This window comes from Xanthobacter autotrophicus (genome assembly GCF_030015065.1).
In the GTDB taxonomy this organism is placed as follows: Bacteria; Pseudomonadota; Alphaproteobacteria; order Rhizobiales; family Xanthobacteraceae; genus Xanthobacter; species Xanthobacter autotrophicus_D.
Genome location: NZ_JAIVFN010000042.1, coordinates 18,751 through 34,906, shown reverse-complemented (window position 1 = coordinate 34,906; position 16,156 = coordinate 18,751). Strand labels below are relative to the sequence as shown.

Annotated in this window: 16 protein-coding genes; 6 read left to right on the top strand and 10 right to left on the bottom strand. The window is 70.4% G+C overall.

Translation table 11 applies throughout. From position 1 onward, the window contains the following. Positions 1-62: 62 nt before the first annotated feature. Together K9U40_RS10820 and K9U40_RS10815 are read right to left on the bottom strand one after the other, a co-directional pair. Positions 63-1,544 carry an ATP-binding protein gene (locus tag K9U40_RS10820; protein ID WP_282890203.1) on the bottom strand — a complete coding sequence of 494 codons (1,482 nt, stop codon included), beginning with the start codon at positions 1,542-1,544 and terminating at the stop codon, positions 63-65. Continuing rightward, entirely contained in the window at positions 1,541-2,263 is a 723-nt protein-coding gene (locus K9U40_RS10815; protein WP_282890202.1) for a response regulator, read from the bottom strand. Before K9U40_RS10815 ends, K9U40_RS10820 begins: the two co-directional genes overlap by 4 nt. Positions 2,264-2,646: 383 nt before the next feature. On the opposite strand from K9U40_RS10815, the gene K9U40_RS10810 reads away from it, so the two are divergent. Next, on the top strand, positions 2,647-2,889 hold the full coding sequence (locus K9U40_RS10810; protein ID WP_282890201.1) for a hypothetical protein: 243 nt from the start codon (positions 2,647-2,649) through the stop codon (positions 2,887-2,889). 221 nt (positions 2,890-3,110) lie between these two features. Further along, positions 3,111-3,899, top strand: coding sequence for an SDR family NAD(P)-dependent oxidoreductase (locus K9U40_RS10805; RefSeq protein ID WP_282890200.1), 789 nt, complete (start codon positions 3,111-3,113; stop codon positions 3,897-3,899). A gap of 137 nt (positions 3,900-4,036) precedes the next feature. Here K9U40_RS10805 and K9U40_RS10800 read toward each other — a convergent pair whose 3' ends face one another. From K9U40_RS10800 to K9U40_RS10780, 5 genes are all read right to left on the bottom strand, one after another. Next, positions 4,037-4,738: an ABC transporter ATP-binding protein gene (locus K9U40_RS10800; protein WP_282890206.1), complete on the bottom strand. Its 702-nt coding sequence runs from the start codon at positions 4,736-4,738 to the stop codon at positions 4,037-4,039. A gap of 11 nt (positions 4,739-4,749) precedes the next feature. Then, on the bottom strand, positions 4,750-5,505 hold the full coding sequence (locus K9U40_RS10795) for an ABC transporter ATP-binding protein (protein WP_282890199.1): 756 nt from the start codon (positions 5,503-5,505) through the stop codon (positions 4,750-4,752). Continuing rightward, positions 5,498-6,469 carry a branched-chain amino acid ABC transporter permease gene (locus K9U40_RS10790; RefSeq protein ID WP_282890198.1) on the bottom strand — a complete coding sequence of 324 codons (972 nt, stop codon included), beginning with the start codon at positions 6,467-6,469 and terminating at the stop codon, positions 5,498-5,500. Before K9U40_RS10790 ends, K9U40_RS10795 begins: the two co-directional genes overlap by 8 nt. Continuing rightward, positions 6,466-7,389 (bottom strand): branched-chain amino acid ABC transporter permease, encoded by a 924-nt coding sequence (locus K9U40_RS10785; RefSeq protein ID WP_282890197.1) that lies wholly within the window; start codon positions 7,387-7,389, stop codon positions 6,466-6,468. The genes K9U40_RS10790 and K9U40_RS10785 overlap by 4 nt, the downstream gene beginning before the upstream one ends. Before the next feature lie 74 nt (positions 7,390-7,463). Beyond that, entirely contained in the window at positions 7,464-8,654 is a 1,191-nt protein-coding gene (locus K9U40_RS10780; protein WP_282890196.1) for an ABC transporter substrate-binding protein, read from the bottom strand. A gap of 237 nt (positions 8,655-8,891) precedes the next feature. Between K9U40_RS10780 and ybaK the strand changes: the two genes are divergently transcribed. The 4 genes from ybaK (at position 8,892) to K9U40_RS10760 (ending at position 12,731) form a co-directional block, all read left to right on the top strand. Continuing rightward, positions 8,892-9,365 carry a Cys-tRNA(Pro) deacylase gene (ybaK, locus tag K9U40_RS10775; RefSeq protein ID WP_282890195.1) on the top strand — a complete coding sequence of 158 codons (474 nt, stop codon included), beginning with the start codon at positions 8,892-8,894 and terminating at the stop codon, positions 9,363-9,365. Between the two features lie 731 nt (positions 9,366-10,096). After that, the gene (locus K9U40_RS10770; RefSeq protein WP_282890194.1) at positions 10,097-11,329 is read left to right on the top strand and encodes an ROK family transcriptional regulator; all 1,233 of its coding nucleotides are present in this window, start codon (positions 10,097-10,099) and stop codon (positions 11,327-11,329) included. A gap of 2 nt (positions 11,330-11,331) precedes the next feature. Next, positions 11,332-11,775, top strand: a complete 444-nt coding sequence (locus tag K9U40_RS10765) for an RbsD/FucU family protein (protein WP_282890193.1) — start codon at positions 11,332-11,334, stop codon at positions 11,773-11,775. Continuing rightward, entirely contained in the window at positions 11,772-12,731 is a 960-nt protein-coding gene (locus K9U40_RS10760) for a carbohydrate kinase family protein (protein WP_282890192.1), read from the top strand. The genes K9U40_RS10765 and K9U40_RS10760 overlap by 4 nt, the downstream gene beginning before the upstream one ends. A 236-nt stretch (positions 12,732-12,967) precedes the next feature. On the opposite strand, the gene K9U40_RS10755 is transcribed toward K9U40_RS10760, so the two are convergent. From K9U40_RS10755 to K9U40_RS10745, 3 genes are read right to left on the bottom strand one after another with little or no spacing between them, the layout of a single operon-like run. Next, positions 12,968-13,783, bottom strand: a complete 816-nt coding sequence (locus K9U40_RS10755; RefSeq protein ID WP_282890191.1) for an ATP-binding cassette domain-containing protein — start codon at positions 13,781-13,783, stop codon at positions 12,968-12,970. After that, positions 13,780-14,862: an ABC transporter permease gene (locus tag K9U40_RS10750; RefSeq protein WP_282890190.1), complete on the bottom strand. Its 1,083-nt coding sequence runs from the start codon at positions 14,860-14,862 to the stop codon at positions 13,780-13,782. Before K9U40_RS10750 ends, K9U40_RS10755 begins: the two co-directional genes overlap by 4 nt. 56 nt (positions 14,863-14,918) lie before the next feature. Next, positions 14,919-15,944 (bottom strand): substrate-binding domain-containing protein, encoded by a 1,026-nt coding sequence (locus tag K9U40_RS10745; protein ID WP_282890205.1) that lies wholly within the window; start codon positions 15,942-15,944, stop codon positions 14,919-14,921. Between the last annotated feature and the right edge of the window lie 212 nt (positions 15,945-16,156).

Genomic DNA, 16,156 nt, shown 5'->3' with positions numbered 1-16,156 from the left:
GCACCCCGGCGCAAGCCCGTGAAGACGCACAAGAACCGCCGGGAACCCTGCCCCGCTTGGGCTCAGGTGGCTGCCGGAAGTCCGTGCGCCAGCGCCTTCCTCCGGGCCGGCGGCTCCGCCTCGCCTGGGGGGCCGCTGCCGGCGAGGGGCAGGCTGAAGACGGCCCGGAGGCCGCTCGTCCCGCCCGCGAGGGTCACGTCGCCGCCGTGGCGGCGCGCCACCGTGCGAACGATGGCAAGGCCCAGGCCATGGCCTCCGGTTTCCCGGCAACGGGAATGCTCGAGGCGGACGAAGGGCGCGAACACCTGCTCCCGCAATTCCTCGGCGACGCCGGGCCCGTCATCCTCCACCACGATCAGGGCCGCGTCGCCGCTGCGCTCCACGCGCACCCGCGCCCGCTCGCCATAGCGCACGGCATTCTCCACCAGGTTGCGGCAGGCACGGCGCACCGCATCCGGCCGGCAGCGGCAGCCGACCTTGGGCGAGTCCAGGAACGTCACGTCCCAGCCGATCTCGGCCAGGTCGTCGCACAGGCTTTCCACCAGCGCCGACAGCTCCACCGTGCGGGTGGCCTCGGCGGTGGCGTCGGCGCGCACGAAGGCGAGAGTGGCTTCGGTCATGCCCTGGATTTCGGCGATGGTGCCGAGCATCTTGTCGCGCAGGTCGTCGTCGGCAACGAACTCGGCGCGCAGGCGCAGGGAGGTGAGCGGCGTGCGCAGATCATGGCTGATGGCCGCGAGCATCCGGGTGCGGTCGTCCACGAACCGGGTCAGGCGTTCCTGCATGCGGTTGAAGGCGATGGCGGTCACGTCGTCCGGGCCGCTCTCGGGCAGGGGGTCGATCTTTTCGCCCCGGCCGAGCGCCTCCGCCGCATGGGCGAGGCGCCGCAATGGCCGGGTGATGCCCTGCGCGGCCACCACCGCGAGCACGCAGAAGAACACGCCGGCAAGGGCGAGGAAGGTCACGGAACGGGTGGTCCAGAAGCCCTCGGGGCCGGGCTTCACGAATACCGCATTGAGCCATGAGCCGTCGGACAGCTGCGTGGCGATGCCCATGCCGCTGGCATCGTCCACGTAGATGAACCGGGCCGGGTTGGGCAGCGGCCAGACCTCGGCCGAGAGCGGCATCCAGTCCGGCGAGCCGCCGGCACGGGGCTCCTTCGGCAACTGGGACGCCTGCGAGGCCTCCTCGCCCGCCCCGCCATGGCCGGGGAAGTGGACGCGCGGCAACGGCCGGCGCAGCTCCGTCCAGGCGGTGTCGCGCCATTCCGCGGGCGGCTTCGGGGAGGCCGGCGAGATCCAGTAGCGCGTGGCCGTGGTGGCGCTGGCGCGCAGGATGTCGCCCTGCAGCGATGGCGGCGTCGCCTCCAGCACCCGCACCAGCGCGGCGCAGCGGCTCAGCATCTCGCCCTTGACCACCTTGCGCATGGACTGGCCGTGCTGGTCCCAGGAGATCGAGAACGCCACCACCTGCGACAGGGCGAGGATGACCAGGGTGAAGCAGATGAAACGCGCGGCGAGGCTGCGCTTGAACAGGCGGATCATGAGCGCTCCACCTCCGCTGACAGGCTGTAGCCGCCGCCCCAGTGGGTCTTGATGAGGGCCGGCGTCTTGGGATCGGCCTCGATCTTCTTGCGCAGGCGGCTGACCTGGTTGTCGATGGCCCGGTCGAACGGATCGGCGCTGCGCCCCGCCGTGAGATCGAGCAGCTGGTCGCGGCTCAGCACGATGCCGGGATGGTCGAGGAAGGCGCACAGCAGGCGGAACTCGGCGGTGCTGAGCGGCACGGCGACATCGTCCTCCCCCATCAGTTCGCGGCGGCCCACGTCCAGCTTCCAGCGGTCGAAGCGCACGGTCTTGGCGGCGATGTGCCCCTTCTGCGGCGGCAGGCTGTGGACGCGGCGCAGCACCGCCTTGATGCGCGCCAGCAGCTCGCGCGGGCTGAAGGGCTTAGTGACATAATCGTCGGCGCCGATCTCGAGGCCCACGATGCGGTCGGTCTCCTCCGCCATGGCGGTGAGCAGGATCACCGGCAGGTCGGTGGTGCTGCGCAGGAAGCGGCACAGGGCAAGGCCATCCTCGCCGGGCATCATCACGTCGAGCACCACGAGATCGGGCGCGGCCCCGCGCTCCAGCTGGCGCCGCAGCGCCGCAGCGCTGTCCGCAAGGCTGGTGCGATAGCCGTGCTGGGTCAGGTACTTGCCGACGAGATCGCGGATGTCGCGGTGGTCGTCGACGATCGCGATGTGGGGTGCGCTGTCCATACTCTTGCTCCTGCAAGGACCATAGGCGGACCGCAGGCGTTGCCCACCTCAAAAATGTATCAGACTGTAACCACTCACGGATTTGCGATCTTTGGCGACCATCCCGTGCCGGCGGGAGGCCTCTGCGCCTTGGCCGGCGCGCCGTTCGCGCCTGCCGGCCGCCGCCGCCTGCGGGCGGCCCGCGGGCTGTTCGGGACCCCGGCGGGCCGGGCCGGCGGCGCTCAAGTGTACCGGGCTGTGACGAGCTGCTGCGACGCGACATTTGACGACGATCGGGCCGGTTCGCGGAGACAGTTCTGCGACAGGCGCCGCCTAGCCTGCGGACCATCGGACAGCACGAGAGTGCTTCGACTGATTGCGATCCAACTTCAAGGAATCGATCCATGCGTCATCTGCTTATCGCCACCGTTTCGGCCCTCGCCCTCGTGTCCACCGCCGCCATGGCCCAGGAAGGCTCCCGGACCAACACGCGGGAGACGCCGCGTGCCTATGCGCCGGCCACCCACGACGCCGGCAAGGCCTCCCAGCCGTTCAACGCCTTCACCACCCAGAAGGACCACCAGTCCCTCAGCGAGCAGGACCGCCTGTTCCTGGAGCAGGGCGACCGCGGCCTCGGCAACGGCTGACATCCCGCCGAGCATCCGGCGCGCGAGGAGGGCCAGGCCTCCGGCTCCCCCTCGCGCGCCCTGTCCCGGCACCTCTCCCCCTGGGTGCCGGGACCGCCCGGCGATGGCTGCGCCGGTCCGCATGGTGAGACCTGCGAAAGAGGCGCAAGCCCGCGTTTCACAAAGGCATTTCGTTTCCCCGCATCCCGCGATAAGAGGGATCGAAATCCGGGAAACGCCTCATGTCCTCCTCCGATCAAAAGGTCGCCCTCGTCACCGGTGCCGCACGCGGCATCGGGCTCGCCGTGGCGCGGAAATTCCTCTCCGAAGGCTGGCGGGTGGCGCTGCTCGACATCCAGGGCGCGCTGCTCGAGGACGCCGTCGCGCGCATGGACGCGGCCGACCGCACCCTCGCCTTGACCTGCGACGTGTCCGATGCGGCAGGCGTCGCCGACGCCATGGCCGCCGTGATCGCCCGGTTCGGGCGGCTCGACGCCCTCGTCAACAATGCGGGCATCGCCGTGTTCAAGCCGCTCCTGGAGACCAGCGACGCGGAATGGAGCCGTGTGCTCGACGTGAACCTTAGCGGCCCCTTCCTGTGCACCAAGGCGGCCGCGCCGGCGATGCGCGAGCAGGGCGGCGGCGCCGTGGTGAACATCACCTCCATCTCGGGCCTGCGGGCCTCCACGCTGCGGGCCGCCTACGGCACCAGCAAGGCCGCCCTCGCGCATCTCACCAAGCAGCTGGCGGTGGAGCTGGCCGGGCTCGGCATCCGCGTCAATGCGGTGGCGCCCGGCCCGGTGGACACCGCCATGGCCAAGGAAGTGCACTCCCCCGCCATCCGCGCCGACTATCACGACACCATCCCGCTCAACCGCTACGGGCTGGAAGAGGAGCTGGCGGAAGCCGTGTTCTTCCTGTGCAGCGACCGCGCCAGCTACATCACCGGCCAGGAGCTGGCGGTGGATGGCGGCTTCGACGCCGCCGGCATCGGCCTGCCCACCCTGCGGGGCGCCCGCCGCAACGGGTGAGAGCGCGGCCCCATCGCCCCCAGAGCACGCGCCGATCTGCTTGCATCGCAAGCTGATCGGCGCGTGCTCTCTTTCTTGAGTTTAGGGGGCGATTCACCGATCAGATTGATTCAATCTGATCGGATCGCGCTCTAGCCTCAGACCTCCAGATGGCGCGTCGCGCGGGTCCGGTCGGCCGTCAGCTCGGCCGTGGTGCCGCTCCAGGCGACGCGCCCGCCGGCGATGACCACATGGCGGTCAGCGAGGCGCAGGAGCGCCTCCAGGTTCTTGTCCACCACCAGGATGGCGAGCCCCGTCGCCCTGAGCCCCGCCATGGCCGCCCAGATCTCCGCGCGGAGCACCGGGGCGAGACCCTCGGTGGCCTCGTCGAGGACGAGCAGCTCCGGATTGGTCATGAGCGCGCGGCCGATGGCCAGCATCTGCTGCTCGCCGCCCGAGAGCTGCGCGCCGAGGTTGGCCCGCCGCTCCCTCAGGCGCGGGAAGGTGGCGTAGACGCGCTCCAGCGTCCAGTCGCCGCGCGGCGCCGCGGCCGCCCGCGCGGTGGCGACCAGATTCTCCTCCACGGTGAGGCGCGGGAAAATCTGCCGGCCCTCCGGCACATAGCCGAGCCCGGCCTGCGCGATCCGGTGGGGCGGGGCCGCCGTCAGGTCCTGCCCCTTCACGCGCACCCGCCCCGCCATGGGCCGCAGCAGGCCGAACAGGGCGCGGATGGTGGTGGTCTTGCCCATGCCGTTGCGGCCCATCAGGGTGACGACCTCGCCCGGCATCACCTCGAAGGCCATGGAGAACAGCACCTGCGCGCCGCCATAGCCGGCATCGAGCCCTTCGAGGGAAAGCAGCGGAACCGCCATCAGACCGCCTCGTCCTCGCCGATATAGGCCTTGCGCACCACGGGATCGCTGCGGATCACGGCCGGCTCCCCCGTGGCGGCGACGGCGCCGCCGATCAGGACCGAGACCCGGTCGGCGAGGGTGAACACGGCGGTCATGTCATGCTCGATCAGCAGCATGGGGATGCGGCCCTTCAGCGACAGCAGGAGCCGCGTCAGCTTTTCGCCCTCGGCGCGCCCGGTCCCGGCCATGGGCTCGTCGAGGAGCAGGAGCTCGGGGTCCTGCACGAGGCTCATGGCGAGCTCCAGCGCGCGGCGCTCCCCATGGGAGAATTCGACCGCCCGCACCGCCATGCGCCCGGCGAGGCCGACACTGTCGAGCACGTCTTGCGCCTTCGCCCGGAGCGCGGGATCCGCCAGCGCCGGCCGGCCCATGCCGAACGCGCCGCCGGAGGCCGCAAGGACCGCCACGGCCACGTTCTCGAGCGCCGTGAAGGCGCCCACCACGTTGGAGATCTGGAACACGCGGGCCAGGCCGCGCCGGGCGCGGGGCGCGACGCCGAGCCGGGTCACGTCCTCTCCGGCGAAGCGGATGCGGCCGGAATCCGGCTTCAGGGACCCGGCGATCTGCGAGACCAGCGTCGTCTTGCCCGCGCCGTTGGGGCCGATCAGCGCGTGGACCTCGCCGGGGCGGATATCGAGGCAGACATCCCGCGTCACATGGAGCGCGCCGAACGACTTGTTGAGACGGTCGAGGGCCAGGACCGGTTCAGCCATGGGAGAACTTTCCGAGCAGCGCCCGCACCTCGGCGCCGCGGAACAGCACCGCGCCGAGGATGACGAGGCCGAGGCCGAGCTTCCAGTGCTCGGTGAAGCGGCCCAGCGCCTCGTCCAGCAGGACCACCACCATGGCGCCGATCACCGCCCCGCCGAGCCGGCGCGAGCCGCCCAGCACCACCATGACGATGAGCTCGCCCGAGAGGTGCCAGTTCATGGTGGAGGGCGAGACATATTCCACCTGATTGGCGAGCAGCGCGCCGGCGACACCCGCAATGCCTCCCGCCACGCTTATGGCGATCAGGCGATGGCGGTAGGGGTCGAGGCCCAGCGCCTCCAGCTTGGTCTCGTTCTCGCGGCCGGCCCGCAGCATGAGCCCGTAGCGCGACGCCGCAAGGTGCTCGAGGCCCAGCGCCGCCGCCGCCAGCAGGGCGATGGCGAGCAGCGCCAGATGGAGATCCGGTTTCAGGATGCGGGCGCCGAAGAAGGTCGAGCGCGCGGCGATCGCCATGCCGTCGTCGCCGCCGAAGGCCGACAGGCTGGCGGCCACGTAGAACACCATCTGCGCGAAGGCCAGCGTGATCATGATGAAATAGACGCCGCGGGTGCGCAGCGCGATGGCGCCGGTGGCGAGCGCGAACAGGGCGGCGGCCCCAAAGGCGAGGGGCAGCACCGCGAGGATGTTCGTCATGTCGTATTCGCCGGCGATCAGCACTGCATAGGCGCCGATGCCCAGCGGCGCCGCATGGCCGAAGCTCACGAGCCCGGCCTGCCCGATCAGGAAGGAGAGCGAGACCGCCGCCAGCGCCAGGATGGCGGTGCGCGTCACCAGCCCGGCACCGTAGGAACTGCCCAGCCCGTAAGCGAGGGCCAGCGCCGCCGCCAGCAGGGCCATCAGGGCCGCCGTCTGCCCGATCCCGGCGCGCGGGCGCGGCACGGCGGGCGCGGGGGCGAGAGGGCTCACGCCGTCCTCCCGCCGAACAGGCCCGAGGGGCGCACGCTGAGGATGGCGGCCATGAGCAGGTAGATCAGCATGGACGACAAGGCCGGGCCGGCGGTGGCCGCGGCGGACCGGCCGACGAGCGATTTCAGGAGGTCCGGAACGAAGGCGCGACCGAGCGTGTCCACCATGCCGATGAGCAGGGCGGCCACGAAGGCGCCCTTGATGGAACCGGCGCCGCCCACCACGATCACCACGAAGGCGATGATGAGGATGCGGTCGCCCATGGTCGGCTCCACCGAGACCAGCGGCCCGGCCATGGCGCCGGCGAGGCCCGCCAGCATGGCGCCGAAGGCGAAGACGAAGAGGAACAGCCGGTCGATGTCCACGCCGAGGGCGGACACCGTCTCGCGGTGGGTCGATCCGGCCCGCACCAGCATGCCGATCCGCGTGCGGTTCACGAGGAACCAGAGCAGCCCCGCCACCGCGATCCCGACGCCGAGGATGACGAGGCGCCAGACCGGATAGTTGAGGCCGGGAAACAGCGTGACCGAGCCGGCAAGGGTGGCCGGCACCGGGAAGGCGATCGGCGCCGAGCCGAAGATCATCCGCACCGCCTCGGTGACGATCAGGATCACCCCGAAGGTGCCGAGCACCTGCTCGAGGTGATCGCGCCGCGTGAGGTGGCGGAAGACGAGGATCTCCATCACGAAGCCCAGCGCCAGGGCCGCCAGCAGGCCGAGCACGAGGCCGAGGCCGAAATGCCCGGTGAAGGCCACCGACACCGCCACCAGATAGGCGCCCAGCATGTACTGGACGCCGTGGGCAAGGTTGATGAAGTCCATCACCCCGAACACGAGGGTGAGCCCGGCGGCGACCAAGAACAGGATCACGCCGAGCTGGAGCCCGTTGAGGACCTGCGACACGATGAGGGCGGTGGTCATGGGGCCAGACTTGAGACGAGGACGGAACCGGCGCCGCCCGGGCTCGCGGCCAAGGCGGCGCGGGGCTGCGGGCGTCACTTCAGCGGGCAGTTCTCCACATAGGCGTCCTGCGCCTTCTCGAACACCTTGGCCTCCACCTGGGTGGCATACTTGCCGTCGGGGCGCTTCACCGCCTTGACCACATAGAAGTCCTGGATGGGGAAGCCGTTGGTGTTGAAGGTGAAGCCGCCGCGCACCGAGGTGAACGGGGCGGCGGCGAGCGCCTTGCCGAACGCCGCCTTGTCCGCGGTCTTGCCGCCGGTCGCCTTGAGCGCGCCGTCGATGAGACTGGCGGCGTCATAGCCCTGCGCCGCATAGAGCGAGGGCACCACGCCGTATTCCTTCTCGAAGGCCGCCACGAAAGCCTTGTTCTGCGGCGTGTCGATGCTCGGCGCCCACTGCGCGCCCGACATGAGGCCGAGGGCGGCATCCTGCGTCGCCGGCAGGGTGGTCTCGTCCACGGTGAAGGCGGAGAGGAAGGGGATCTTCCCGGAGAGGCCGGCCTGGGCATATTGCTTGACGAGGTTCACGCCCATGCCGCCGGGCATGAAGGTGAACACGGCATCGGGATTGGCGGCCGAGATCTTCGCCAGCTCGGCGGAGAAATCCAGCTGGCCGAGCGGGGTGAAGATCTCCTCCACCACCTCGCCCTTGAAGTGGCGCTTGAAGCCGGCCATGGCGTCCTTGCCGGCCTGGTAGTTGGGCGTCATCAGCACCACGCGCCTGTAGCCCTTGTCCTGGGCATACTTGCCCATGACCTCGTGGTTCTGGTCGTTCTGGTAGGAGGCCGCGAAGAAGAACGGCGAGCAGGCCTTACCGGCCAGCGGCGAGGGCCCGGAATTGCCGGAGACGATGAAGGTCTCGTTCTCCAGCACCGGCCTGGAGATGGCCATCATCACGTTGGAGAACACCACGCCGGCGATGAGATCCACCTTGTCCCGCTCGATGAGCGCCTTGACCTTGGTCACGGCCACGTCGGGCTTCAGCTCGTCATCGACCACGATCACCTCGGTGGGCTGGCCGCCCAGCTTGCCGCCCATTTCCTTGAGCGCGAGCATGAAACCGTCGCGCATGTGCACGCCCAGCGCCGCGGACGGCCCCGACAGGGTGGAGACGAAGCCGACCTTCACCGGGTCCGCCATGGCCGTCCCCGGCGACGCGGTCACCACGGAGACCAGGGAAACGGCAGCGGCGGCGAGAACGGCCCTGGTCGAAAAATGCGTCATGCTGGTCTTCCTCAGGCAGCGGGCGTGCGACGTGTCGGCGATCGTCCGTCACCGTAGCCGCTGAGGGCGGCGCGGCCAATCGCCGACAATGCCCCACGGCAGCGGCAACGGGCGGGGCGGCTCGCAACCGGCCGAGGCGGGCAGCCACGGCGCCGCGAATCGGGCTACGGCTTCCCGCAGCGGGGCGACGTTTCAGGCGGCCTGCGGGCGTTCGCGCAACCAGGAAAGGACTTCGACATGTCGCGGGTGACGCGGGCGACCAGGGCCCTTGAAGCGGCGAAGATCGCCTTCACCGTCCACAGCTATGACTACGATCCCGATGCCGACCGCATCGGCATCCAGGCCGCCGAGGCGCTGGGCGAGGCGCCGGAGCGCGTGCTGAAGACGCTGATGGCGCAGGTGGACGGCAAGGCCGTGTGCGTGATCGTGCCGTCCGACCGCGAGGTCTCCATGAAGAAGCTCGCGGCGGCGTTCGGCGGCAAGTCCGCCCAGATGATGAAGCCGGCCGATGCCGAGCGCATGAGCGGCTACAAGGTGGGCGGCATAAGCCCGTTCGGGCAGATGAAGAAGGTTCCGGCCGCCATCGAGGAGCAGGCGATGGTCCATGAGGCCGTCTTCATCAATGGCGGCCAGCGCGGCCTCCAGGTGCGGCTCGCCCCCCGGGCGGCGGCGACCCTGCTCGGCGCCGCCGTGGTGCCGCTCGTGGCGTGAGACGGCGAACGGGCGGCTTTCGGCGCAAGGCCCATGACCTTGGGCCAGTGACAGGAGGCCTGGGTTCAAACTGTACGTCCGCAGACGGAAAAACGGCGGCGCAATACGCTCAGGCATACGGCCTTTACTCGCCGTCGGGCGCGGCGATCGGCGCGGCACCCCGTCCCTGTCCCCATTGCGGTGACGCCCCTTACCCGCCCCGCTGGTGACAGGAACACGGCGTCCCCCAGCGGAGGGCGGGCGCCGGGCAGTTGCGAGGGACGAATCGAGGGGAACGACATGCCTGGGGATCTGATGGCGACGCCATCGCCGGCGCGGCCGCCCGGCCCTGGTTCGGCCAGGGGTCGTCGGCGCGCGGGCGGCGGTTTGGCCGCGTCCTGCTGTGCCGTGCTTGCGTTCGCCCGCTGCCTGGAGCGCCCCCGCTTCGGCTACCGCGCTCTCTATACGGACGGCCAGTCCGTCACCAGCCCCACCTCGCACTTCCGACGTCGCACTTCCGCTACACCGCGACGCTGCACGGCCCGTTCATGAACATCGCCTGCCACTTCCGAGCGCCCCTCGCGGCGATGAGGCGCGCATCGCGCGCGCGGGAAAGCTGGCCATTAATAAATCAATACGATTTATTAATTGACGAAGCGGTTGCCCTGGTTCATCATTCGCCATGATCATGCGCGGACCCGGCGTCGCCGGGCCCGGCGCAGCCATGCCCGGCCCGGGGGTCCACGGATTTCATGCAGCGCAGCCCCGTACCGGACGATCCCGGACCGCCTCCCGCGCCGCATGGGCGCGGCACGAACCAGACCGGTGTGCGCCTTTACAACGAGCGGCTGATCCTGTCCCTGATCCGCCGCCACGGCCGCCTGACCAAGGTGGACATCGCCCGGCTCACCGGCCTGTCGCTGCAGACCACCACCGTGGTCATGAACCGGCTGGAAGCCGACGGCCTGCTGCTTGCCGGCGAACGCCAGCGCGGGCGCATCGGCCAGCCGGCGGTACCTTATTCGCTCAATCCCGACGGAGCCTATGGCCTCGGCATGGTGGTGGGCCGGCGCGCCTGCGAGCTGGTGCTGCTGGACTTCGTCGCCGGCGTGCGCCGGCGCGAGCGGCTGACCTATCCCTATCCCCTGCCCGACCAGCTCATCGCCTTCGCCGCCCGCACCCTGCCCGACCTGATGGCGACCCTGCCGCCCCCGGCCCGGGCCCGCATCTGCGGCACCGGCATCGCCATGCCGTTCGAGCTGTGGAACTGGGAGGAGGTGCTGGAAGCGCCCAAGGGTGCCCTCGCCGCGTGGCGCGCCTTCGACCTCGGCGCCGAGCTCTCCCGCATCGCACCGGGCCCGGTGCGGGTGCTGAACGACGCCACCGCCGCCTGCGCCGCGGAGCTGACCTTCGGCGGCGGTTCTGCCTATCGCGACTTCGCCTATTTCTACATCGCCACCTTCATCGGCGGCGGCATCGTGCTCAATGGCAGCCTGTTTCCCGGCCGCAGCGGCAATGCCGGCGCCTTCGGCTCCATGCCGGTGGTGGCCCGCACCCCCGGCGGCGGGGCGGGAGTCCAGCAGCTCATCCGTTCGGCCTCCCTCTACCGGCTGGAACGCCAGCTCGGCGCCATCGGCATTGAGGGCTCCCAGCTGTGGGAGCAGCCGGACGACTGGACCCGGTTCGCCGCGCCGGTGGAGGCCTGGATCGCGGAATCCGCCGAGGGCCTCGCCCAGGCCATCGCATCCTGTCTCGCGGTGGTGGATTTCGAGGCCATGGTCATTGATGGCGCCTTCCCGGCGCCGGTGCGGGACACATTGGTGAAGCGCACCGCCGCCGCCTTCGCCCGCCTCGACCGGCAGGGCCTGACCGAGACCCGCATCGTCGCCGGCACCATGGGCCGCGACGCGCGGGCCATCGGCGGCGCGGCCCTGCCTTTGCTCGACACCTTCGGCCGCGACCTCGACGTTCTGTTCAAGGACTGACCATGCTCAAAGGCATCGACCCGCTGCTGGGTCCCGATCTGCTGGCCACCCTGCGCGCCATGGGCCACGGCGACGAGATCGCCATCGTGGACGCCAATTATCCGGCGCAGGCCCATGCCCGGCGCCTGGTGCGCATGGACGGGCACGACGCCCCGCGCCTGGTGGATGCGGTGTTGTCCGTGATGCCGCTGGATGCCGATGTGCCGCAGGCCGCCTTCCGCCCCTGCGCCTTCGGCGACTGCGCGCGCAAGGAAAGCGTCTTTTCGGAGTTCGAGGCCGCCATCGCCGCCCGCGAGCCCGGCTTCAGCCTCGTGCCCATCGCCGGCCAGAGCTTCTACGACCGGGTGCGCGCGGCCTATGCCATCGTCGCCAGCGGCGAGCGGCGGCTCTACGGCAACATCATCCTGCGCAAGGGCGTGATCCGCCCGGAAGGGGACGCGGCATGATCCTCGTGTGCGGCGAAGCCCTCATCGACCTCTTGGTGAGCGCGCCCGAGGGCAACGAGATGCCCGCGCGGGCGGTAGCCGGCGGATCGCCCTTCAACGTGGCGGTGGGGCTGGCCCGGCTCGGCGCGCCGACCGCCTTCTTCGGCGGCATCTCCCGCGACCGCTTCGGCACCCACCTTGTGGACGTGCTGGCCCGCGAGGGGGTGGACCCGCGCTTCGTGGTACGCTCCGACTGCCTCTCCACCATCTCGGTGGTGGCCACCCAGGCCGACGGCCAGCCGCTCTATTCCTTCCATGGCGAGGGCGCGGCCGACCGCATGCTCGCGCTGGCCTGCCTGCCGGCGGCCCTGCCGGACGAGGTGCGCGCCCTCACCTTCGGCTCCTACACGCTGGCGGTGGAGCCGGTGGCCTCCACCTATGCGGCCCTGGCCGAGCGGGAAGCCGGGCGGCGCGTCATCAGCGTCGATCCCAACCTGCGGCCGGGAGTGGTGGGCGACCTCAGCCGCTGGGCCGAGACCACGGAACGCTTCTTCCGCGCCGCCGACATCGTGAAGGCCAGCGACGAGGACATCCACATCGCCTTCGGCGGGCGCATGGGCCTTGCCGACGCGGCGCGCCTGTTCCTCGACCGCGGCGCCAGGCTGGTGGTGATCACCCGCGGGGAAAAGGGCGCCATCGCCTTCTCCCAGGCGGGCGAGGTCAGCGTGCCCGGCCGCAGCGTCATCGTGCGCGACACCGTGGGGGCGGGCGACACCTTCCACGCCGCTTTGCTCGCCCGTCTGTTCCGGACCGGACGGCTGTCCGGCGACGCCATCGCCGCGCTCGATGCCGAGGCCATGGGCGAGCTGGTGGCCTACGGCACGGCGGCGGCCGCCATCACCTGCTCGCGCGCCGGGCCGGACCTGCCGACGGCGGCGGAAGTGGAAGCCAGCCTCTCGCTGGCCATGGCCAGCTGAGGGACGGGGCGGATTTCAAGCGGTGAGACGCGAAAGGCCGGCTCAAGGCCGGTCATGACGGAAGGGAGCGCCCCGACCTCGGCAAAGCTCCGCACCACCTTCAGAAACAAAACGCCCGGGTCACGGCAACGCAGGCCGTGATCCGGGCGTTTGTTTCCGCGCTTGTGCCATTGACCTGCCCACCCCCGCGGGGGAAGGTCCCGGCGGCGCGGAACGCCGCCATGACCGACCCAGCCTCAGGCCGCCAGCTCCTGCGGCGCGCGGGCGCCGGTCATGAGCGCCACCGCATCCGACATGGTGCAGGCGGAGGGTTTGACCACGGTCAGCCGCCGGCCCAGCCGGTGGATGTGGATGCGGTCGGCGATCTCGAACACGTGCGGCATGTTGTGGCTGATGAGCACCACGGCGATGCCGCGTCGGCGCACGTCGAGGATCAGCTCCAGCACGCGGCGGGATTCCTTCACGCCCAGCGCGGCGGTGGGCTCGTCCAGGATCACCACGCGCGAGCCGAAGGCGGTGGCGCGGGCCACCGCGATGCCCTGCCGCTGGCCGCCCGACAGCGTCTCCACCGGCTGGTTGATGGACTGCACCGTCATCAGGCCCAGCTCGGTGAGCTTCTCGCGGGCCATGCGCTGCATCTTCTTGCGGTCGAGCATGCGGAACACCGAGCCGAGCATGCCCGGCTTGCGCAGCTCGCGGCCGAGGAAGAGGTTGTCGGCAATCGACAGGCCCGGCGCCAGCGCCAGCGACTGGTAGACGGTCTCGATGCCCGCCGCCTGCGCGTCGAGGGGCGAGCGGAAATGCACCTTCTGCCCGTCGAAGCGGATCTCCCCCTCGTCCGGCACCAGCGCGCCGGAGAGCGCGCGGATGAGGGAGGACTTGCCGGCGCCGTTGTCGCCGATCACCGCCAGGATCTCCCCCGGATAGAGGTCGAAATCGGCCTGGTCGAGGGCCGTCACCCGGCCGTAGCGCTTGACGAGGCCGCGCGCCTCGATGAGGGGCTGGCGCACGGCGCCGTTGTCCGCAGTCGTGCTGAAAGCAGCGGTGCTCATGCCGACACCTTCCGGATCCACTGGTCGAGGGTGACCGCGACGATGATGAGGCTGCCCACGGCGAATTCCTGCCACAGCACGTCCACCCCCGACAAAGCGAGACCGGAGCGCGAGACGCCGACGATGAGCGCGCCGATGAGCGTGCCGACGATGGAGCCGCGCCCGCCGAACAGGCTGGCCCCGCCGATCACCACCGCGGTGATGCTGTCGAGGTTGGCGGTCTGCCCGGCCTGCGGGCTGATGGAGCCGATGCGGCCGATGAGCGCCCAGGCCCCGAGCGCGCAGATGACGCCCGCCGCCACATAGACCGCGAACAGCACCTTGTCGGTGCGGATGCCGGCGAGGCGCGCCGCGTCCGGGTCGTCGCCCACCGCATAGATGTGGCGGCCGAGGGCGGTGCGGTTGAGCACGTACCAGACGATGGCCACCAGCCCCAGCATGAAGAAGGTGCCGTAGGTGAGGCGCGCGCCCAAGAGGTCCACCGGCGTGCCGAGCCACTGCAGGAACGGCGCACCCTTCGCCACGTCCTGGGCGCGGATGGTCTGGGCGCCGGAATACCACAGGTTCAGCGAGAAGAAGATGGACCAGGTGCCCAGGGTGACGATGAAGGGCGGCAGCTTCAGCCGCACCACCAGCAGGCCGTTGAACGCGCCGCAGGCCGCGCCGGTGGCAAGGCCGGCGGCGAACGCCACCGGCACCGGCAGGCCCACCGCGATGGCGAGCTTGCCCATGATCACCGAGCACAGCACCATCACCGCGCCCACCGACAGGTCGATGCCGGCCGTGAGCACGATCAGCGTCTGCGCCACCCCGATGATGCAGATGATGGTCACCTGCTGGAGGATCAGCGACAGGTTGAAGGCCGAGTAGAAGCGCGGCCCCACGATCGCCGAGAACACGATGACCCCGAGCGCCAGCACGATGGCCGGCACCGCCGTCGGATTGCCATGCAGGAAATGCTGCAGCATCTGGAGCGGGGATCTGGCGTGGACCTCGAATTCCGCCACCCGCGTGTCCTGCTGGCTCAGGACGGTCTCGAACGCCTGCATCCCGCGTTTCTCCCCACTCGTGTCTGTCATTGCAGATCCCTCCGCGGCCGTTCCGGCCGGCGCACGCGTGTCGGCGACCGCGCCGGTCAGCCCCAGCACTTCTTCAGGGCGGCGCCGGTGTCGATGGAGGGCAGCCCCGGCACCGGCCGGTCGGTCACCAGCTCCACGCCGGTATTGACGAAGTCCTGCCCGTCCGTGGGCTTCGGCTTGGTGCCGTCGGTGGCGTATTTCAACACCGCCTCGACGCCCATCTGGGCCATGAGGAGGGGGAATTGCATGGCCGTGGCGGCGATGACGCCGTCCTTCACGTTGCGCACGCCGGGGCAGCCGCCGTCCACGGCCACCACCAGCACATCCTTGTCGCGGCCGATGGAGCGCAGCGCCTCATAGGCGCCGGCGGCGGCGGGCTCGTTGATGGCGTAGACCACCGACACATAGGGATCGCGCTGGAGCAGGTTCTCCATGGCCCTGCGCCCGCCCTCCTCGTTGCCGAGGGTGACGTCGTGGCCGACGATGCGGCTGTCCTTCTCGTCGCCGATGACGGCGGGGTCGGCCACGTTGACGCCGAAGCCCTGGAGGAAGCCCTGATCGCGGGCCACGTCGACGGAGATCTGGTTCACGTTGAGGTCGAGCAGGGCGACCTTGGCCGACCTGGCGTTGGCACCCAGCGTCTTGGCCGCCCACTCGCCCACCAGCCTGCCGGCGAGGACATTGTCGGTGGCGAAGGTGGCGTCGGCCGCGCTCGGGGGATCGAGCGGCGTGTCGAGGGCGATCACCAGGATGCCCTTGGCCCGCGCCTGCTCCAGCACCGGCACGATGGCGCGGGAATCCGAAGGGGTGATCAGGATGCCCTTGGCGCCGGCGGCGATCAGGCTTTCCACGGCGGTGACCTGGGCGTCGGTGTCGCCGTCCATCTTGCCGGCGAAGGAACGCAGCTCCATGCCCAGCCGCGCCGCGGCGGCTTCCGCGCCCTCCTTCATCTTCACGAAGAAGGGGTTGGTGGAGGTCTTGATGACGATGCCGACGATCGGTCGTTCGGCCGCCTGCGCGGGCGAAGTCGCGGCCCAGCCGGCCCAGGCGACGGAAGCGGCCATCAGCAGCCGTGACCACATGTGCATCGAACGTCCTCCCACGTGCGCCGGCGCGGTTTCCGCTTGCCGGACGGATGCGTTATCCGCATGGCATCTGAGCGCAGAGCGCATGGCGAGTCAATAGATAAATCAATCTGAGTTATTAATAGAAAGTCGAGCAGCGGCGCAGTCTCCCGACCTGTCGGACGGCGAAGAAACGGGGTTGTGAACCGGAAGGAGCGCGCGGCCGGCGC